The organism is Wohlfahrtiimonas sp. G9077, assembly GCF_002252155.1.
Taxonomy (GTDB): domain Bacteria; phylum Pseudomonadota; class Gammaproteobacteria; order Cardiobacteriales; family Wohlfahrtiimonadaceae; genus Wohlfahrtiimonas.
Genome location: NZ_NEFD01000001.1, coordinates 126,425 through 145,802, shown reverse-complemented (window position 1 = coordinate 145,802; position 19,378 = coordinate 126,425). Strand labels below are relative to the sequence as shown.

The window sequence follows — 19,378 nt, the reverse complement described above, 5'->3', positions numbered from 1 at the left end:
TCTTCTTGGTATGTTTTGGCATCCTCATACCAACCATTTAATTCAGATATTTCCATGTTGCACATATCGCCATAAGTGATGAACGGGAACGACAGCCCGATCACCACCATTTTTGACTTTATGCCTCCATCTGTTCCTCTTCCTCCGCCCAATCGAGCGGATCCACCAAAAAAGCTGTGACCACTAATGCAAACTTACTGATGTCTTTAACGCTCATCTTTTTAATGACCGTCTGTGATAGACGTGGCTCCGTGATTTTGGGTAGCAACTCAATCAATGGATCTGTGTGGCCAAACTGCAATGCGTGCAATGACAATCCTTTGAGGGCAATCACATTCGGTTCACGCACCACAATTTCTGTATATTCAGTTTCGCCCACCATTACAGGCTTGCTTAATCTCACTGTTTTTTGTTCGCTCATTTTTATTGTCTCCCTAAGTGACGACGGCGCTCTGCCAATTGATCTTTACCATTGATGCGGCGAATCATGTTCATGGGATCTTCAAAGTAAATCTCTTTGCCATCGACGAAATACTGAACACGTGCAACCGCCAATGTCACATCATTTGTACTCAATTCATTGAGTGATAAATCACCTGCATCTGCTTCTTGAATTTGTCCCCAGAAATAGGCTTTAAATGCTCGTTCTATACAACTGTCCCCTTCCCCTAATGAACCCAAAATCATGATGGGCACACCATCCACAGAACAATTACTATTGACCAGCAAATCAAAATCCAAACCTTTGGTTGAAAAACTCATTTCCCAATCAGCGTCATAACCCACAGCCACTTTAAGTGGACGTGATAAGCCACCTGCATTTAACTCTTCTAATTTTGGTGAGTTCTTAGGCAACTTAATTTTTTCACATGTGCCGGCATAGTTGTTATCACCCACATACAAATCAAACGCACGTAAAATGCGTGGCAATACAATGCTCATGATTAACCTCCTACAGCATTTTTAATGAATTTATCGGATAAGCGCACGGTTAATCCTGGGGATTCAATCGGTGGCACTGCTGTCAATTCAAGTAACCAATCAGGACGACCACTCATCAATGCATCATCACCATTTAATTCAGGGTGTAGAATAATCTCACCACCTAAAATACGGCCTGCACGCTGCCAATCATATAAAATGGCATCACCGCGTTGTTTGAACTGATCCAAACGCGCAGGATTCATCGGTTGATCTTGTGTCATGTTTTTGAGTAAATTGGCCAAAGTTATGGCAGCCACCTGGCTTGAGCGTGCAAAGACTTCAAAATACATGGATGAATCAGGTCCAGCGGTGGTGCGGTTGCCCCAAGTGCGGTAGCCATCATCTAACACAAAGCAAGAAATACCCGCTTCATTCAGTGTGTTTGCACCTGTGCCATAGCCATTGATGCCGCTATATGTCACCTCTTTGGTCAAACCCGTCACACCTTTGAGCACCTTATTTGAAATGGAATAATGCCAGCCTTTTTCCTGATCTAAGCGTGCGCGTAAACCTGCCAATGCCGGCCCCGCATAATGCTCAACTTCTGCGGCCAATTGTGGATTAAACTTGATGATGTCACCATAAAAGAACATGCCATAGTTATTGGCAAACTTCTTACGGTATACCAAAGCATCTGCGATATTTTCACAATGGCTCATGCTCATATAAGCAAAACCATATTGACGTTCTGCATGCTCCACCAATGCTTTGGCCACAGCTTCAGATTTATCATAAAGTGGAATGGTAAAAATGCGCGGTGTCACACCCACTTGAGTGGGTGCTAATGCCAGCGCTTTGAGACCTGTTACGCTATCATCTTCATTCACCTTGCCAATAATATTGGCAATCGTTTCTTCGCTTTCGCCTTCTGCCACACGCACAACCACAACAGGCGCACGCACTTCTGTATCAATCGATTGCAATGTTTCTGACAACGTGCCTTTATTCCCTGCTTTGGCAATCGCTTTTTTAATATCTAAGACCAAAGCACAACGATTGAGCGGAAACACTTCAGGATCTGCATCTTCGGCGGTACACACAACGCCAATCGTATCTGTTGCCATAATGCGTGTTTCAATATATGCCTGATCATCAATGGTCAGACGCACACCATGTAAATATGCAGTGCTCATTATTTCTCTCCTTTTTTATTCTTGCCATCCGTCAAATAGCCTGCGTGAACCATCTTTTCAACTTGCTCTTTGGTGAGCTTCTTCACGTCAATCACATCACCTTTTCGATAGCGCACAGCGCCGATTTGGATTTGTCGTAAGACTTCCATGATTACTCCTTGAGTTTTTCAATTTCTGAATTAATCTCTTTGATTTTTTGAGCAACTGCTTTTGCTTCTTCTTTTTCATCTAACAAAAGATGCATGTTCATATCTGACTGAAGTGATGACTTCTCATCTAAAAGCTTTTGTAATATCAATTGTAATGCTTGAACTTTTTCTTTCTCTAGCAAATCATCATCAATCACCCAGCCTTCAGTAGTCCATATTCCACCTTTTGGCTTATGGTCTCTAAACTGAATAAATTGTTCATCAGTCATCTCAACTAAATTTTCAAAATCTTCATTGAATTTTTGAGCATCTTCGATTGATTCATATGCGTAAACTTCATTTGTGTTTTTATTTGTAAAATGTTTCATCGCAATTCACTCCATTTTTCAATTCCTGCTGACTTATCATTTGCTTTTTTTACCATGTATGTTGATTTAGACGGAATTACTAAAAAAGCACTCGAAGCTGATGCCCACTCGTGATACGTATCTTGCTGCCTAAAAATAAGAGTGCTATCAATATAAACTTCAAGCCCACTATCTCTCGATCTGCCCATTACCACACTTAAAAAAATGGGATACTGCTCATTGTTTGTATAATTTGTATTTAGTGATCTTTGTTTTGTCACATCTAGCCATTTTTTTGTAGCTCCTGAAATTTGAGACTTCACCCAGGCCTCAGTTGTTTTAGTATTAGCGACCTTTAAAGCATTAGCAGCTGCACCATTTGCTGTATTAGCTAAGTTATAAGCACTATCTGCTTTATTCTGTGCTATAACCGCTTTTTTATCCGCTGTTGCTGCCGCTGTATTTGCCGTGTTCGCTTTGTCGTTGGCTTGATTCGCGGCTGTTTGTGCATTGCTTGCAGCGCGATTAGCATCATTGACAACTTTAATTGTTGCAACTTGATCTGTGCGATCACTCAGTGTTGATGTAGTGCTTAATGTTGCTGAATTACCTAATCCTAGATTATTTCTAGCTGTTGTTACGTTCGTGAGATCACTCAAATTTTTAGACTTTTCAAGTCGAGTGTTTGCGTTACTGTTTGCTGTATTCCCTAAGCTATAAGCACTATCAGCTCTACTTTGTGCCGTGTTCGCTTTATCATTGGCTTGATTCGCAGCTGTTTGGGCAGCTTTTGCAAGTTTATTGACTTCATTCACAATGCGCTGACTGGCACCTGCTGTGCGTGAATCACCTAAGGCATCCAAAATTTGTGGGATGGCTTTTTGATCAACTTTGGCAACTTCTGCCAATGCATGCATCACCGAACAAGCCAAATCAAAAATGGCATTGTTGTCATTTTCTTTCATGCCATCGGCATCCGGCTGACCGCCCATCACATCATCATTTTCACTGACAATGCGAATCTTTTTGAGCCGATCTTCAGCTTTAATATTCTTTAAAATTTCAGGCATTTATCTCACTCCATATCTATAAGTACCGTTGTGCTTAAATGTTTTGTCATGCTTCATCGGGCGTGCATATTGCACATCTAACAATTCACATCGTGCTGGTGCCGTCGCATTTAAAATGCTTTTGGCCATTTCCATTTGGTCAGTTGTCAGCGGTGATTTAAAAGCCACGATGTATTGCGCCCATGTCATTTTTGTTTGCTTGGCATATCGAATGCGGCCATTGTGTTTAAACAAACCATCGTGTTGTTGGCGCTTGCCTCTACGAATGAATTCAATTTCACCAAAGCCCACAGAGCGCATTGCTCTACGCATGGATGCCACAGTGCCTGCCCGCAAACTAACGGCAGGCGCCTCTCTAATCACTTTGCGTTTACGATTTTCTGGCCATGATTCATCCCAATCTTCAATGCTTCTTGACCATGCTAACCATCCCAATAATTCAGTTGGACAATCCTCTGCACTATTGAGTGCAGCATAGCTAAAATCATGCATTGATAAAGCACACACATCCGCTAAATCACGTTCTAATTGCGTACTAGATGTGGGCAATAATTCATGTGGACGCATAGAAACCACCATCATTCATTTTGATCCCTGTTAATCGGATCACCTGATTCGCTTTCGCGATCACATCCGCTTTCGGTGCAATGATCTTAATGTTCTGCACACCTGGTGCACGTGCCATATCATGAATGGCATTGAGTGTCAGCGCTTCACCAAGCTTCCCCACATCCTTTTTCAAGGCTTCAAAGCGTTGTTGTACAGAGTGATCCACAAGTGATTTCACCTGACCTTTGTAATACGTCACAGTGATTTCAATGGCTTGATCAATAAACTCTGCTTTCTTGACATACACAGAATCACACAGTGGCACCACCTCTTCAGATTCAAGATAGTTTTCAATCTTCTTTAGCAATGCTTCATCAGCCACACCCTTTTGATCATGGGTCACAATGGTTAATGTCACATCACCCGCTTTGGGTGTATGTGCATGCACACCCACTTCTTTCACTCTGCCATCCACAGAACGGGCCAATAATTCATAAGCGCGAGCAGGTCCTGCCACAGACCATTTTTTGGGCGCATTTTGTGCGCGATAACGTAAATCCTCATCCGCTTCCCAAATGGTCGGGATGGGCGGATTGGCATTTGGATCACCTGCCTGAATGATTAAACGCTCTGTTACTGTATTGGCTGCAATATTATCCAGATTATTTTGTGTGGCATATGCCAGCATGGTTTGCTTGAGCTTCTCATTAATTTCGTTTTTCAATAAAACAGTTTGATAGGCTGAAAGTTCCAATAACTTTTTAATGGGGTCACTCTCAAGCACTAACGTTGCATAATCAGGACTCAATACACGAAATTGATCTTCTAAGTTCGATAACTCTTTTTCATAATCAATCTCATAAAAGACCTCTGGCGTTGGCAATGTTTCTAAATTAATCATGCAGATGCTCCTTTGACAAAATCATTGAGCGCGTCAGGATTACGCAATAAACGTTGGTTCATATAAAACTGCTCACCGCTTTCTTTAATGGTTGCTGCGATCTCTAAATCCACCAACCCTGCATTAGAGACAGGTGTAAAATTCACAAATGTTGCTGTAATGCGTGGCTCCCAAATGGATAAAGCAATCACAGTTGCACTCATCAGTTGCATCATGTTTTCATCATTTGCAGGACGGTCAATTAACTCAGGCAATAGAGAGCCATACTCTCTACGCATCACGCGTGAACCAATGCGCGTCGTGATGATGTCAATGATGGATTGCTGAATGTGTTGGTTCATTGGGATTTCATGCCCCGTGATTCGACTCATCACGCAACACCTCCTGTTTGATCGCCACCAGCTTGCACACCGCTGTGATGATGCTGGCTATATTTCGTGCCATTGATGGTTGGATCAACTTTAAAATCAATCGGAATGTTCACAGTGCCCGCTTTGCCAGAACCACTCATTGCAAAGCCACCTTCTAAATTCGTAAAACCTTTCACCGTGAGAGATTTTTCAATGGTGGTGTCACCATCTAACATAATCATGGGTGCATGTACCTCTGCGGCTTGTGTATTGACAATCACATTTGCAGAGCTGTTTAAAGTTAATGTGCCACTTTCTGCGCTGTGGTGAATTTCATCACCATTCTCAAAATGGATCTTAAAGTCAGCTTCAGACAAATAAGGATAGTTACTTTCATCAAAATAATTGGGATGAAAACGGCACACATCATCTTCACCACCTTCCATCATCACAGTGCCAGAGACGCCGATTTTTGGCGCACACCAAATCCATGTCCCGCCAATGAATGGCATCGCACATGGCATCCAATCACTATAAACACCCTGGTCAATTTCAACACGCACCAAACCTGGTGCAGTCGTTAAATCAACAGCAACGATCTTGCCCACAGGGTTCATGTTTTGAAGTTTTCTATGAATGTCTGACGGTAACATCTCAAAATCCTAAATGTTGTTTAACAGCACTTTCCAATGCTTTTTGATCATCGTTTGTGATGCCAAACAGCTCACGCACTGGATATTTATATTTCAATCGTTTTTTACGATTCACAATTGAAGACTCACCAAAGTGGTGAACGCCTGCAATATAGCCATCTAAGGCATTTTTATATCGCACATTGACACCTTGGTCAGTGGCGGTGATTTTCAATCTACGCAATTGAGAAAGACGCTTAAACATTTTGCCTTTCTTCATTGAGTATTTTTGTGGCTTACGTGGGACAAATGCAGCACCATCGGGATCAATGTTCTTTTTAATTCTCTGCCCTGCACTTCGACGCACCACCATCCCCAAACTTTTGGCCAACTGCTTTCGCTCAACGGGTGACAATGCTTTGATTAAATCTTGTAAAGCCCCTAAATCAGCATGCATTGGTGACAAGCTCCCCATCAATTTCTTTGACCGATACGTTCTCAACTAATTGCAATTCAATCGCAATGAATGCATCTGTTTCACGTTCTAATGCCGTTTCAAAACTCATAAACTGATCACCGCCTGTTCTGCTTTCGTTTTCACTCATCCATTTGCCAACGGCTGCGAACAATAGCAATGCATCGCCTGCAAAATCATTAATGTAAATATTGGCGCGATAACTCAAACGATAATCCAAAGCTTTGGCATTGCTTTTGGTCATCTTGCCTTCATCTGTGAACACATCAAATTTTGATTTATCCACATACTGTTCAAGCATTTGGGTCAGTGATGTGAGCTTTCTCATCGTTTTTCGAGCTCCTTAATCTGGTTCTCATGTTTCTTTAAAAGCTGGTCATGGTTGTTCAAAATCATTTTTGATTCAGAGAGTTCCTTATCAAAGGCACTCATCTTGCTCATAAATGCATCGGCACGGTTTTCCAACTTTGTGACCTTCAGATCAGTCAATTCAGTGGTAATACTGAACTTCTCAATCTTTAAATTCATTTCATTTTGCACATTGGCAAACTTGTCCAATCTGTTGTTATTCGCCGAAAAATACCAAGTGGCAATGGCAATACCGATGCCAAAAAAAGTGCTTAGGATTGCCAGCAGTGATTTATTCACTTCCCGAATTGTTACTGTTTGATGACTCTCAACTGCCATTGCTTCCGCCTTCTTTGCAAAAATATGTATATAAATCCATGTACTTTTCTAATTGTTCTTGTGTACCGCTGGTGTCTAATTCATGACCATAAATGGGATCAAAGCTGAGACACCAGCTGTCATTTCTCACTTCGTAAATAACCTTTGGTGCGCATGCGCTCAATACGATCAGCATCAGACAACTGAGCATGACGCGCTTTAATGTTGTTCGCTTTTTTAACGTTATGAATGATTTCATGCGCAATGCTTCCCTCTTTGATTGCCTCATCTCGCTGCTTTTTTAACTGTGCGATGCGCCACATCATAAGTTTGATCAGCAACGCAGCCACACCCAACGCACCTAGCCCCCACACAAAACTATTCATGATCATCCTTTTTTAAGGCATCGCGTTTTTGAAACGTGGTCACAATGCCTTTGGACACTTTCAAACCTGCAAATGCCAAACAATAGATCCAGTAAATTTCACCCAATGCATTTGGATCACGTACCGCAATCACAAGTAAAACAATGGTGGCAACCACAAACGCGCCTAAACTCATGACTTTTGTATCATCAATCTTTTCCATGTCTGCCCTCTAAAACTGTGGATATTGTGGAGAGAGAGGTAATTCAAAATGTGGACCATCAGCAAATGCGCGTTGGTTATTTCTCATGCGTTTATCAACATAAGATTGTTGTGCTTGTTTTGTGGTCATGCTACGGGTCTCAGATAACAACGCATCCCATACACCACCCCAACGAATGGGAATATTTAATTCAATTGATGCCTGGCGTACTGCTTCAGCAATTTTGTAGCAACCATTCCAATCCCATGCCAACTTACCATTGATCAATGGCACCAAATCAACGGCGTGAGCATAACCATCTTTACCAATCAAATGGCGTGAGTTATGTAGTGTTGTGGATGTGCCTTTTTGATAATTAAGCTTTTGTTGAGCGGCTGTACGTACACCCTCAAACACTTGAAAATCTTGTTGAGTCAATTGAATGGCTCGTTCAACAATGGCCACTAAATGTGGATGCACCCCCACTAAATTTGCACGTGATTTTTGTCCTAACTTAAACATCATCAATCCCATAAATTTATTGTTTGTTTGACTGGCGCTTTATACTCAGGCAAATAGATCACCGTGCGCGCAGGTAAAATGGCTGACAACATTGCCAAATGTCTGTTCTCTTTCATCATGATCACTTGATCAAATTGAGAAGTTGGTACACTGGCCGCATATAAAGCCGCATCTATGGTTTGCTGGCCATTGGCAATGATCTTTCTCATACCAACACCGCAAACACATCAGGTTCATCATAAAAAGTACGTACAGCATTCCACCGGTCACGGCGCAATTCATCAACTTCGGTCATGATGAGGTTGGCGCGGTCTTCACCTGATTTACGCGTCAAATCCATGTCCCGAAAATCTTCTAAAAGTTTGGCCTTACCTTCACTGAACACTGCACGTTCAAAGTTAAATACATAACGGCTTTTACCCGCCAATTCATCACAGGGGACTGCTTCAAGTGTCAAATACTCAGCATGCTTTGCTCTGAAGACGCGTAATTCAGAAATGACCAAATCAAGGGCGGACAACAATGCCATTTCCACTTGTTCATTTTTAACAGAGTCTAAAATACGCATTGCAACACGAAACTTTTGACCATCGAGCTCAGGCCAAAATCCAGAGCGTGAGATCATCAATTCACTGTTTTTACTATTCTGACCAATAAAGCTCATCTCATTCCTCCAATGACGGGGCTGTATGCTGGTACTTCGCGTGTCATATCAATGATCAGCTTCCCAACATAAGCCCCCGCGTGGTGACGCTCGTTATTCAACTTTGTCGGTTGATGTCTCTTCTTGCTTGTTTAAAGCAGCTTCAAGCTTATTTGCGCGTGTTTTAATTCCAACATCGGGATCTAATTCAAGCGCACGCTTCCAAACTGCCAAAGCAAACTGTGGATTACTTTCTTCTGATAACTCACCAATGGCACGATTTAACTTCGCACGAATGGCATCCAACATATCCTCATCCATCATCAGATCATTCAAAGCCAATAAATGTTCTAGCGTTGTATCTGGCTTTTGATTCAATGCCCGATTTGTGATCTGTTCCGTGATGGCACCTGCCTTATTGGTCTTAAAGATCGGTGGCAAATCATAATTGTTTGTCATCAAATACGTTGCAATGCGCAGTGCAAAATCAATGTCTCCCGCATCAACTGCCCAAATGAACATTTCAGAGGTGATCTTATCTTCAGGTGCATTTTGATTATCTAAAATGCCTTCCACCCAATGGCGATAATCCTCAAGATGTTCAACTTTAAAGCGCTCTTTCTCTTCATAGCTCAAAATGCTGCGTAAGCTAGATAAGTCATGCTTTAAGCGCACCAATAAATTCTGCTGTTCAGGATCCATCTCATTTGGAATGGCTGTGTTGCCTTGCAACTCTGCAAGCTTGCGTTCTTTTTCTCGTTTGAAATAAAACACAGATCCCCCCTTATTTATCTTCTAAGGTGATTTTTTCAACAAGCACCGCTTGCTCATAGTTATGCAATGCATAAAATTCATTTTGCGTGTTGTAATTCTCATAACGATCACGCTTTGAATTCATCTCATAAGATGAACGCACAGAGCCTTTTTGAATGCGAATGGCTAAATTTTTAGGACGCGTCACTAAAAGGGTGCCGTCAGGGAAAAAGTCTGGTGCTTTGGCAATCAAACCATTGATGACATAATAGGCTTCTTGTGTGATTTTCTGTGCCGTTTCAGTGTTGGTTGATTTCTCTAATAACTTCATTTGGCGACCCACCAATAAATCACTAGACACATAAACTTTAAGGTCTTTTTGATATTGTTTAGGGATTAAGCTCAATGCTTGAACCACCAATTGATCCAAGTTTTCAATCAATTGACCTTTGCCCACTTTAATGGCTTCACCATTTAACTCAGTGATGGCATGTTCTGGTTTATGTGTGCGAATGCGTTGCAGCCAACCAATGTTCACATCCTGCCCCAATGGATAGGTTTTTTTATCGGTGTTCTCTGCAACTTTTTCACCATTCCAACCAATGCGCTCCATGTCTTCACGTTTACTTTCTAAACGTCGATCTTGTAAACGCTTTTGGAACATCTCTTTGGTGCGTGCAAAGGAGTTCAATTCTGCAAAGGTAAAATGCGTGTCATGATCTGTTTTGACAGCGGTATACACAATGCCTGATGGTTTACCTAAACCACTTGTTTCACGCTCTTTATCGTCAGTATTTGTGCGCCCTGACACCAACTGTGAAGGACCAAAGCCTAGATCATTGACAATCATATCTGTACAAAGATCAATGTCCACTTCACTTAAAATGCCCTCTGAAGCCACCTTTTCCACCCACACATATTCAGTTTGCGGGTTAATGGTAAACTTCTGACCCTTTTCAATGGCTTTAACATCCACGCCATGCAATTCCGCTTGACGTGATGTGTAATTGGTTAAACACTCTAATGTGTTTTGTAATAAAACTTCGCTCATAACTCTTCCTTAGACATCTGCTAAATATTCATTGGCACCATTGCCCGCGACAAATTCCTGTTTTGCACTGGGTTCTGGCGTGTTTTTTAATGATTCAAACTCTGTTTTAAGTTCAGTAAATGAGTCTGAAAGCGCTTTATTTTGCTGTTTGAGCTCTGTAATCACGTCATCTTGCTTGGATGCAAATAGGGTTAAAGCACGTTCTAATGACTCAAGTGAGAAGTTTGACTCTGCTAATTTTGGGGCGGGTTTTGGTGGTTCATTTTGTTCACGTTGTGCCGCAAACAGACCCGCAAATAAGCTTTTAAATAAACCTTTTTCATTGGCATCCACATCGTCATCTTCTACAAAATCAATGCCCGTAAATTCCAATGCAGTTGAAAAAATGTGCTCAGGCTTATGTCGCACTTGAATGTTAAATTGCAAAGCTTCAGTGCCAAGGCTGGCAGGTGAGTCGGTCACAGCCAAACCTGATAAATATGCTTGATTGGTTTTGGCAAAGTTTGGTGCAATTTCAATGGAAAAACCTTTCTTTTGATTTTTGGCATTCCACTCAACAAGCGCTGGCGTTACTTCCATCTCTGCATATAATGCACGCTGCGTGGTGCCATTGATTGCATAATCTTCTGCTTTTAATGCCAGAACATGACCATAATTGCCAAAAGTACTGTCAGGGTATGAGCTGCGGATGTGCTCCATCCAAATGTTTGCTTGATAAACCGCAGGATTATATGACGCAGCCATTTCATTGATTTGTTGTGGGGTGATTTCTCGCCCATCAATGGTGGGACCACTGACCGCAACCCGTGTCCATTTCGTTTTTTTATTCATGAATAGAATCCTAATCGTACAAAAGAGGATTCAATTTTTACGTTAATGGCAACAGAACGCACGTCATTACAGTTTGCCCTCAAGGGTTGCAAACTCAAACGAGATTATTTTTTACGCGTAACCATAGAGAATGAGCACATGAATAATGAATTGCTCATCACACCAGAAAACACCCAACCACGCGAACTTTCAAGGCTCTTTTATTTCGCGGGCTTTCGCGTATCTGAAATTTCCAAAATGATTGGCACGCCAGAGAGCACCATTTACGATTGGCGCAAAAATGATAAATGGGATGAGGCGGATTTTTTCACACGTTGCCAAGATGCTTTTCAGCTCAAATACATTCGTTTACTGATGAAGAACACCAAAACAGAAAATGAATTGCGTGAGTTTAAAGAGCTTGGCGTACAAATGAAAAACATCTATTCACCCAAACCACAACGCAAAAAACGCAGTGCGCAAATCAATAGCGATCAATTCGATTGGGAAAAATTCCAATCCCAAATCAATGAGGGATTAAAGGATCTCTTCCCCTTCCAAACGCAGATCATTCAAGACATTGAAAAATATAAAAACAGTAAAAAGAGTTCGGCTGAATTCATTTTTGGCAAAACTCGACAGGCTGGCTTTACCTATTTTCTATCTTATTATGCCCTGCGCCGTTTGGTGAATCTCAAACACAATCAAATTTACATTTCAGCTAGTAAAAATCAAGCATTCCAAGCCAAACGCTACATGTTGGCCTTTGTTAAAAATCTGACGGGCATTGAGTTATCAGGCGGGGATGCCATTAAATTTAAAGATGATCTGAACTTTTATTTTTTAGGTGCCAATCCATACACTGCCCAAGGTTATACAGGTGATGTGACCTGTGATGAATTCTTTTGGATGCCTCGCTTTGAAGAGTTGCAAACCGTTGTGACCGCATGTGCGACACATAAAAACTTTATCATTAATTATTTATCCACACCTTCTAGCAAAAAGCATCCTGCATATAAATTTTGGACGGCTGCTGAATACCACTCAAACAAAAAGAATAAACCCTTTAAGGTCGATCATGCCTCACTCAAAAATGGGCGGCTGTGTGAAGATGGTAAATTCCGTAAGATCATCACCATTCATGATGCGATTGCAGGCGGTTTTGATTTAGTGGATTTAGATAGTTTGCGTCTACGTTATACGCCAGATCAATTCTCAAAGCTGTTTGAGTTTGAATTCTTTGATGATATGGAAAGCGCATTTAATTTTAATGATTTAAGCGCATGTATGGTGGATTCATGGGAGAAATGGACAGACTTTGAACCTTTAACCAAACCCCATAAACCATTTGGCCGTAAAAAAGTAGCTGTGGGCTATGACCCTGCCCGCACCAATGATGGTGCTGCGTGTGTTGTGGTTGCCATTCCATCCAATAAAAATGAGCCGTATCGCATTTTAGAAAAGCACTTTTGGCAGGATGTCTCCTTTGACAATCAAGAGCGCTATCTCAAAGAAATCACAGATCGCTACAACGTCGTGCATTTGGGCATTGATACCAGAAACATGGGATTGGTGATCGCTGAACGCGTGGAAAACTTCTATCCAAACTTAACGCGTTACCAAAGCGATCTATCCTTAAAAACCTTATTTGTCCTACAAGCCAAAACCCTATTTCGTGAGCGCAAAATAGAATTTGATGCAGGTTGGCAGGATCTTTTATCCAGTTTTTTAAACATCAAAAATGCCATGACCAAATCACAGCAATATGCCACGTTCCAATCTGTGAGAGATGAAGAACATGGGCATGCGGATTTAAGTTGGGCAACGATGTACGCGCTGGGCTATGAACGATTCGATGGTACAACGGTCGATACTGAACATGAACATATTGTAGTTTTATAGAGAGAATGATTATGAATAATGATGTAGTGACATTTAACATTGGTGAACCTGAGATTTTTAGCCCACACGATTTCATTGATATGTTATCTTGCCAAACCATTGATGGTTACTATGCCCCGCCCGTTTCATACGACACATTAACCAAATTGCCTCGTTTGAATACCCATCATGAATCCGCTTTAGATTGTAAAAAAAACATCCTCAGTTCTATTTTTAAAGATACTCATTTTTTAGATTATGAATCGTGTGAAGCCTTCATTGCTGATTATCTGATTTTTGGCAATGCTTATCTTGAGCCTGTTAAATCATTGGTGGGCAATACAATTCGCTATCGCCATGTGATGGCCAAATATACCCGCGTTGGCACAGATGGTAATTATTACTTTCTCCAAAACTTTGGGGAGAAAATCAAAAAGAACAACCTGATTCACGTCAAAGCTTATGATGTGAATCAAAACGTGTATGGCATCCCGCCATATTTGAGCGCCATGCTCAATATTGCATTAAACCATGCCGGTACCCTATTCCGTTATAAATATTACAAAAATGGATCACATGCGGGATTTATACTCGCTATCAATGGACATGTGTCGGATAAGGGCATGAAGACCATTGAAGAGACGCTCAAAAAAACAAAGCAGTCAGGCAACTTTAATAATCTGCTCGTTCACTTACCAAAGGGGGATAAAGATTCTGTGCAGCTGATTCCCATTAGCCAGATCGCTGCCAAAGATGAGTTCGTCAATATCAAAGATGTGTCACGTGATGACATTGCCACCGTTCATCGTGTACCATTGGTGCTCATGAGTATTCAAGCATCAAATGCTGGTGGCTTTGGTAACCCTGCACCATTTGCGAAAGTCTTTTACAAAAATGAGCTGTATCCAATGATCCGAAAATTCTACTCAGTAAATCATCGACTTGGCCAAAAGATATTTGATTTTGACAAATACGACTTAGAAGAAAGCTAGGGGGTGTCTCTCAAAAGAGTAACATCAGTAACCTGATTTTGTAATATTTACCAAAATCATTGATATTGCTGCATTTCAAGAGATTTTAAAAATGTAACATTTTAGTATTTTTTAGTAACCTCAGATTACAAAAATATATATCTATTTGAATTTAAATGATTATTTTTAATAAAAATGTTACATCTTATTTGTAATATTGATTACAGAAAAGTTACTTAAATGTTACATTTTGGAATCTCTCAAAAGCTAGTGATTGCAATGTATTTGGAAGATTTATAAAAAAATGTTACTGAAATTACTACTTTTAAAACATACCCACAAGTTTTAAAAACTCTATATTTAAGGACGGAAAATTTAAAGAAAAAAGTAATATAAATATCCGAAATAAATCAGAATCCCAATTTGGTTGCTTATCATTGATGTGATCAAGCGCAATCCTTTGGCAATACTGCGCACCATAGTTCACTTCTACGCACCTATGCCATAATTTTGGCCGTAAAAAAACGCCTTTTTTGCATAAAGCGCGCCGTGGTGAGGAGCGGATTTCTGTGCGTCGTTTCTTAAAACAAACCTTATCCCACACCACCTTAAGTAATAATCATTGTTTAATTATATAAGCTTGAATTTTTTCAGGGCTTTCATATTGTTTTTTTCTGTATCACACATGTCTATAAAGTCACTCCACCAAATCAAAGCTTCTTTTCTGTGCTCTAAATACTGTGCACGATTATAAGCAGCGCGCACAGCATCACTATCTTTGTGTGATAAACACATTTCAACCACATCTCTATCAAATAAACATGTGCCATTTAATACTGTGGAAGCCAATGCCCTAAAACCATGTACTGTACTATCAATACCACAGCGATTAATTGCTGTATTTGGTGTGTCTTTATGAATATGTGTACTTAAATGATTATTTTGAAAAATATATTGAGATGATTTGAATTTCTTCATATCTTCAAGAATTTTCAATGATTGTTCGGTTAAATGAACGATATGAGCTCTTCTACTTTTCATTCTCTCAGCGGGTATTATCCAAACATTACCGTTAATTTCATCCCATGTAGCATATACAGCCTCGCTAATTCTGCACATAGTTCTTAATGTAAACTCGGTGCATTTTCGAACAATTAATGAACTTCTATCAGATGCAAAAAAGTCATTTAACATATATATTTTTGATGGATCTAGCGCCCTATGATTCTGTTTTTCACGTATGGTAAAAGCTGATGCAGTGACTGACGTAACAGGATTCATATCACATAATCCTCGTGCAATGGCGTAATCAAAGGTTAATTTAAGTGCTGATTTTGTTTTCTCTAATGTTTCTCCAGCACCACGCTTATCGATTGGTGCCAATGCTGCAACAATATCTTTAGGCCTAATTTTTGTGATATCTAAATTTTCAATTGTAGGAAAACAATCTTTTTTGACAGATGATAAGGCCCGATTTGCTGTTGATTCAACAACAAGCAATTTCCATTTATCAAACCACTCATAAAAAACCTGACCAAATGTCATGATATCTTTTTTAGAGATACTTTGATGATTCTCCAGATTCCCTTTAAGTTCATCACGTTTTTTTCTCGCAGCGGCTAAAGGGATGTGCTGCGCATCACCAATTGTGTAAGTTTTACGTTTTTTATTGAGATCATAATAATCTAACCGCCAAACTTTCTTACCTGTTGGATAAATTGTCAGTATTAACCCGCCACCATCATAAAGCTTGTAAGCTCTAGGCTTAGGCTGGGCTTCTTTAACTTGTTTGGAAGTAAGTGGAAGTATAATTTTCGCCATTTTGGAAGTAAAACCTTACAAATTTGGAAGTAGATACTCCAATCTTACTTCCATTTACTTCTATTTTAAACTAAATTTTTATATTCTTGGCTATTCTAGAAACTAAAAAAGCATAGTAGAACCCTGATTCTATCTATGCTTTACTATTATTGATTATTCTCTTCTATTATGAAAATGGCGCGCCCGAGAGGGATCGAACCTCTGGCCTTCAGTTTCGGAAACTGACACTCTATCCAACTGAGCTACGAGCGCAAAGCGTGGCTATTGTAGCGAAGTTTCTGCCATTTTCATAGATGTATTAATGGGCAGCAGAAAATTAGCGCTTCTTGCGCACCTCAATTTGTGTGCCATCATCAATGTGAATGTTCGGAATCTGTTTATACAATTGTAGTTGACCTGTGATGCACACATTTTTACCATTAAGCGACAGCAATGCATATACGCCGCCTGCAGCATCGACATTGCGCTGCCACACAACGCCATAAAAACTTTGGTTTGGATAAGGGACATCAAAATTGATGAACACCGCCTTATTCGTCACCGTCACTTGTTTGACTTCACCGCACACCGTTTGCGTTGCATGCATGTATTGATGCGCCTCGCGTGCCGTAATGTCCGCATAGGCAGCACTTAAAATCACCACCAATGCTGCGCCATACCCTAAAATCTTCATGCCATCCTCCTCAATGTTGGCTCATTCATCATTTTTTTGCCTAGCATATCACAAGAAAAATGCAGCTGTGCAATCGATATTACCTTGATATATAGCGTATAGTTCATCATTAAAATCGATGATTTAATCATTCACATAAATTGATTAATTAAAAATGAAATGATACGTTGAGCATCATCATTATTTAAGGCAAAGGTATGATTATGGCAACGAATCAACACCCCTTTCCTGTTATGGAAAATCCCGGCATTGCTTGCTTTTTAGCAATCATCGCGGGGATGATGAATGGCTTTACCTTCTATGAAGCGGGCGTATTTGGCACGGTGCAATCGGGCAATGTGATCATGATCGGGCACACATTGGCCACCGGCAACTGGGCGCATTTACGCATCGCTGCCATCACAGTATTGGCCTTTGGCTTGGGCTCAATGACCACCGTTTTCATTCAATATTTGGATTCAGTGCGACAAAAGATCAACTGGACATTTGTGATTTTACTGATAGAAGCGGCCATCCTTTGTCTATTGGCAACCGGCGTGCTGACGCCATATTTAAGCTTGGTTGGCATTTGCATCATCATCTCTTTTATCGCGGGGATGCAAGGCAATGGCTTTCATAAAATGCAAGGCATGCTCTATGGCAATATTGCCGTCACAATGGTGGCGCAATTGGCATTTAACCACTTCATGCGCTTTATTTGCGGCAATGGCGGCGCTTTTAAAACAGCGTGCCTCTTTTTTGCTGTGCTCTGTAGTTTTGCCCTTGGCGGGCTCTTTGGCACCTCATTGACGCACCACTTTCATGAGCATTCACTCTTTGTGCCGGCAGGATTGCTGATTTTATTGGCGCTCTATTTATATTTAAGTCCACGCAAAAAAGGCTACGCCATCGATCCCACATAAAAAAGCTTCGCAATGCGAAGCTTTTTATGGGTGATGATTTAGACAGATTCAGGCGGTGTGATGGCCTTTTCAGAGCTTGCCACCAACGTTGCTGCCGTCATGGAGCTGCTGACATTTGCACATGTGCGCGCCATGTCCACAAAGGCATCAATCCCGGCAAAAATCCCCACCACTTCCACAGGCAATCCCATGGTTAAAAAGAGCGCTGTGGCGATCAAAATGCCGCCGCCCGGAACGCCGGCTGTGCCAAGCGATACCAAAGGCGTCAAGGCAATGATGATGATCACTTGCGTCATGGTGACATCGCCCGTTGTGGCATTTAAGGCAAAGATCGCCAACAACACCGGCCAAACACCGGCACAACCGGCCATGCCAACGCTGGTGCCAAGTGAGCCCACAAAGCCTGCAATGTTGTCAGAAACGCCCACGCGCTTGGTTAAGCAATCAATATAAAGGGGCAATGTACCGGCGCTGCTTCTTGAGCTAAATGCCATGATTTGCGCAGGTAAAATGGCTTTAAAATATTTGATGGGATTTAATTTTGCAACAACGGCGATCAAAATGCCGCCCGTGATGAAAATATGGAAAAAGCACGCAATAAATGTCAGTGCAATCACCGTCAACAATGGTTTTAAAACAGAGGCATCACTCGTGGCCAAAGTGTTGGCCATCAATGGCATAATCGCATAGGGCAACAATTTAATGAGCACTTTAACAATTTGATAGATCACAATGTAAGCAGCATCAATGAACTCAATGAATGCGGCAACGTTGCGGCCACGCGTGCGCACAGCCACCAATGCAATGCCCACCATAATGGCAAAGAGCACCACAGGAATCACTTGCCCTGCTGCCATTGATTTAAAAAGATTATTAGAAAATAGATCCGTGATCACCTGCGTAATGGGCGGCACCGCTTTTTGGACATAATCTTCTGCACCCGTTAATGTACTGCCCTTGCCTAAATCAATGGACAATGCCAATACTGCGGCCACAATCGCCGCTAAAATCACTTGAAAGAGTAACCAAAAGAAGCTTTTTGAGCCGATCGATTGCAATGCCTGCACGGACTCCATTTTATTGATCGAACGGATCAAAGAGACCAATAATAACGGAATCACCATCATGGAGATGGTTTTGACATAAATGGTGCCAAAAACGGCAAAGTAGCTGGTGTCGCCGGGGAAAATTACGCCAAGCACGCCACCGATGATGAGTGCCACCATCGAAACCACGCCAAAATTTGTGCGCTTAGATAATACATATATGGCAGCAAAGCTCAATAAGCCGACAGCGAGCATCACAAAGCTCATGAGCTGCGTATGGTGAGTCATTTTTACATCCTTTTCTAAAATTTAAACAACAAGAAATGGAGTGCAAAAGACCCACGCGCAATCAGCCCGTACCACCTTCGGCACTCCGACATATCCCTAAACTAGGGATTAAATGGGTGCATCAAATGGAGAGGTGTCGAGTCAATCGCATGATAAATTCTGAAAAAATTAAGGCGCGTATCCTAACACCGAAT

At 41.2% G+C, this 19,378-nt stretch carries 27 protein-coding genes and 1 tRNA gene; 3 read left to right on the top strand and 25 right to left on the bottom strand.

Going from position 1 to position 19,378, the window contains the following annotated elements; translation table 11 throughout:
* Nucleotides 1-118: 118 nt before the first annotated feature.
* The 21 genes from B9T20_RS00685 to B9T20_RS00590 all read right to left on the bottom strand — a co-directional run bounded on the left by B9T20_RS00685 (nt 119) and on the right by B9T20_RS00590 (nt 11,623).
* Nucleotides 119-421: a phage tail assembly protein gene (locus tag B9T20_RS00685; protein ID WP_018122069.1), complete on the bottom strand. Its 303-nt coding sequence runs from the start codon at nt 419-421 to the stop codon at nt 119-121.
* 2 nt (nt 422-423) lie between these two features.
* A complete protein-coding gene (locus B9T20_RS00680) occupies nt 424-942 on the bottom strand; it encodes a phage major tail tube protein (RefSeq protein WP_094489349.1) in 519 nt (172 codons plus the stop codon).
* Between the two features lie 2 nt (nt 943-944).
* Nucleotides 945-2,117 carry a phage tail sheath subtilisin-like domain-containing protein gene (locus B9T20_RS00675; RefSeq protein ID WP_063503951.1) on the bottom strand — a complete coding sequence of 391 codons (1,173 nt, stop codon included), beginning with the start codon at nt 2,115-2,117 and terminating at the stop codon, nt 945-947.
* Nucleotides 2,117-2,266 carry a hypothetical protein gene (locus B9T20_RS10100; protein WP_158520504.1) on the bottom strand — a complete coding sequence of 50 codons (150 nt, stop codon included), beginning with the start codon at nt 2,264-2,266 and terminating at the stop codon, nt 2,117-2,119. The genes B9T20_RS00675 and B9T20_RS10100 overlap by 1 nt, the downstream gene beginning before the upstream one ends.
* Nucleotides 2,267-2,268: 2 nt before the next feature.
* Complete coding sequence (locus tag B9T20_RS00670) at nt 2,269-2,634, bottom strand: hypothetical protein (RefSeq protein WP_094489348.1); 366 nt, start codon at nt 2,632-2,634, stop codon at nt 2,269-2,271.
* Nucleotides 2,631-3,683, bottom strand: coding sequence for a hypothetical protein (locus B9T20_RS00665; protein ID WP_094489347.1), 1,053 nt, complete (start codon nt 3,681-3,683; stop codon nt 2,631-2,633). Before B9T20_RS00665 ends, B9T20_RS00670 begins: the two co-directional genes overlap by 4 nt.
* Nucleotides 3,684-4,250, bottom strand: coding sequence for a phage tail protein I (locus B9T20_RS00660; RefSeq protein WP_158520502.1), 567 nt, complete (start codon nt 4,248-4,250; stop codon nt 3,684-3,686). It lies immediately after the preceding gene.
* A complete protein-coding gene (locus B9T20_RS00655; protein ID WP_094489345.1) occupies nt 4,237-5,133 on the bottom strand; it encodes a baseplate J/gp47 family protein in 897 nt (298 codons plus the stop codon). Before B9T20_RS00655 ends, B9T20_RS00660 begins: the two co-directional genes overlap by 14 nt.
* Entirely contained in the window at nt 5,130-5,504 is a 375-nt protein-coding gene (locus tag B9T20_RS00650) for a GPW/gp25 family protein (RefSeq protein ID WP_094489344.1), read from the bottom strand. Before B9T20_RS00650 ends, B9T20_RS00655 begins: the two co-directional genes overlap by 4 nt.
* A complete protein-coding gene (locus tag B9T20_RS00645; RefSeq protein ID WP_094489343.1) occupies nt 5,504-6,136 on the bottom strand; it encodes a phage baseplate assembly protein V in 633 nt (210 codons plus the stop codon). The genes B9T20_RS00650 and B9T20_RS00645 overlap by 1 nt, the downstream gene beginning before the upstream one ends.
* Before the next feature lies 1 nt (nt 6,137).
* Entirely contained in the window at nt 6,138-6,572 is a 435-nt protein-coding gene (locus B9T20_RS00640) for a phage virion morphogenesis protein (RefSeq protein ID WP_158520500.1), read from the bottom strand.
* Nucleotides 6,562-6,918, bottom strand: coding sequence for a phage tail protein (locus B9T20_RS00635; protein WP_094489341.1), 357 nt, complete (start codon nt 6,916-6,918; stop codon nt 6,562-6,564). Before B9T20_RS00635 ends, B9T20_RS00640 begins: the two co-directional genes overlap by 11 nt.
* On the bottom strand, nt 6,915-7,277 hold the full coding sequence (locus B9T20_RS00630) for a hypothetical protein (protein WP_094489340.1): 363 nt from the start codon (nt 7,275-7,277) through the stop codon (nt 6,915-6,917). Before B9T20_RS00630 ends, B9T20_RS00635 begins: the two co-directional genes overlap by 4 nt.
* 119 nt (nt 7,278-7,396) lie before the next feature.
* Nucleotides 7,397-7,642 carry a hypothetical protein gene (locus B9T20_RS00625; protein WP_094489339.1) on the bottom strand — a complete coding sequence of 82 codons (246 nt, stop codon included), beginning with the start codon at nt 7,640-7,642 and terminating at the stop codon, nt 7,397-7,399.
* Complete coding sequence (locus B9T20_RS00620) at nt 7,635-7,844, bottom strand: hypothetical protein (protein WP_094489338.1); 210 nt, start codon at nt 7,842-7,844, stop codon at nt 7,635-7,637. The genes B9T20_RS00625 and B9T20_RS00620 overlap by 8 nt, the downstream gene beginning before the upstream one ends.
* Before the next feature lie 9 nt (nt 7,845-7,853).
* Nucleotides 7,854-8,345 carry a M15 family metallopeptidase gene (locus tag B9T20_RS00615; RefSeq protein ID WP_233491466.1) on the bottom strand — a complete coding sequence of 164 codons (492 nt, stop codon included), beginning with the start codon at nt 8,343-8,345 and terminating at the stop codon, nt 7,854-7,856.
* Between the two features lie 2 nt (nt 8,346-8,347).
* On the bottom strand, nt 8,348-8,554 hold the full coding sequence (locus B9T20_RS00610) for a hypothetical protein (protein ID WP_094489336.1): 207 nt from the start codon (nt 8,552-8,554) through the stop codon (nt 8,348-8,350).
* Nucleotides 8,551-9,009 (bottom strand): head completion/stabilization protein, encoded by a 459-nt coding sequence (locus tag B9T20_RS00605; protein WP_094489335.1) that lies wholly within the window; start codon nt 9,007-9,009, stop codon nt 8,551-8,553. The genes B9T20_RS00610 and B9T20_RS00605 overlap by 4 nt, the downstream gene beginning before the upstream one ends.
* A 93-nt stretch (nt 9,010-9,102) precedes the next feature.
* On the bottom strand, nt 9,103-9,762 hold the full coding sequence (gpM, locus tag B9T20_RS00600; protein WP_094489334.1) for a phage terminase small subunit: 660 nt from the start codon (nt 9,760-9,762) through the stop codon (nt 9,103-9,105).
* Nucleotides 9,763-9,772: 10 nt separating this feature from the next.
* Complete coding sequence (locus tag B9T20_RS00595; RefSeq protein ID WP_094489333.1) at nt 9,773-10,792, bottom strand: P2 family phage major capsid protein; 1,020 nt, start codon at nt 10,790-10,792, stop codon at nt 9,773-9,775.
* A 9-nt stretch (nt 10,793-10,801) separates the two neighbouring features.
* Complete coding sequence (locus B9T20_RS00590; protein ID WP_094489332.1) at nt 10,802-11,623, bottom strand: GPO family capsid scaffolding protein; 822 nt, start codon at nt 11,621-11,623, stop codon at nt 10,802-10,804.
* A 138-nt stretch (nt 11,624-11,761) separates the two neighbouring features.
* On the opposite strand from B9T20_RS00590, the gene B9T20_RS00585 reads away from it, so the two are divergent.
* Nucleotides 11,762-13,504, top strand: coding sequence for a terminase large subunit domain-containing protein (locus B9T20_RS00585; RefSeq protein ID WP_158520498.1), 1,743 nt, complete (start codon nt 11,762-11,764; stop codon nt 13,502-13,504).
* A gap of 11 nt (nt 13,505-13,515) precedes the next feature.
* Nucleotides 13,516-14,475: a phage portal protein gene (locus tag B9T20_RS00580; RefSeq protein ID WP_158520496.1), complete on the top strand. Its 960-nt coding sequence runs from the start codon at nt 13,516-13,518 to the stop codon at nt 14,473-14,475.
* A 609-nt stretch (nt 14,476-15,084) separates the two neighbouring features.
* On the opposite strand, the gene B9T20_RS00575 is transcribed toward B9T20_RS00580, so the two are convergent.
* The 3 genes from B9T20_RS00575 to B9T20_RS00565 form a co-directional block, all read right to left on the bottom strand.
* Nucleotides 15,085-16,275: an integrase arm-type DNA-binding domain-containing protein gene (locus B9T20_RS00575; protein ID WP_094489329.1), complete on the bottom strand. Its 1,191-nt coding sequence runs from the start codon at nt 16,273-16,275 to the stop codon at nt 15,085-15,087.
* Nucleotides 16,276-16,450: 175 nt separating this feature from the next.
* A tRNA-Arg gene (locus B9T20_RS00570) sits at nt 16,451-16,527 on the bottom strand.
* Between the two features lie 64 nt (nt 16,528-16,591).
* Nucleotides 16,592-16,948: a hypothetical protein gene (locus B9T20_RS00565; RefSeq protein WP_094489328.1), complete on the bottom strand. Its 357-nt coding sequence runs from the start codon at nt 16,946-16,948 to the stop codon at nt 16,592-16,594.
* 203 nt (nt 16,949-17,151) lie between these two features.
* Between B9T20_RS00565 and B9T20_RS00560 the strand changes: the two genes are divergently transcribed.
* The gene (locus tag B9T20_RS00560; protein WP_094489795.1) at nt 17,152-17,850 is read left to right on the top strand and encodes a YoaK family protein; all 699 of its coding nucleotides are present in this window, start codon (nt 17,152-17,154) and stop codon (nt 17,848-17,850) included.
* A 38-nt stretch (nt 17,851-17,888) separates the two neighbouring features.
* On the opposite strand, the gene B9T20_RS00555 is transcribed toward B9T20_RS00560, so the two are convergent.
* Nucleotides 17,889-19,184, bottom strand: coding sequence for a dicarboxylate/amino acid:cation symporter (locus B9T20_RS00555; RefSeq protein ID WP_094489327.1), 1,296 nt, complete (start codon nt 19,182-19,184; stop codon nt 17,889-17,891).
* Between the last annotated feature and the right edge of the window lie 194 nt (nt 19,185-19,378).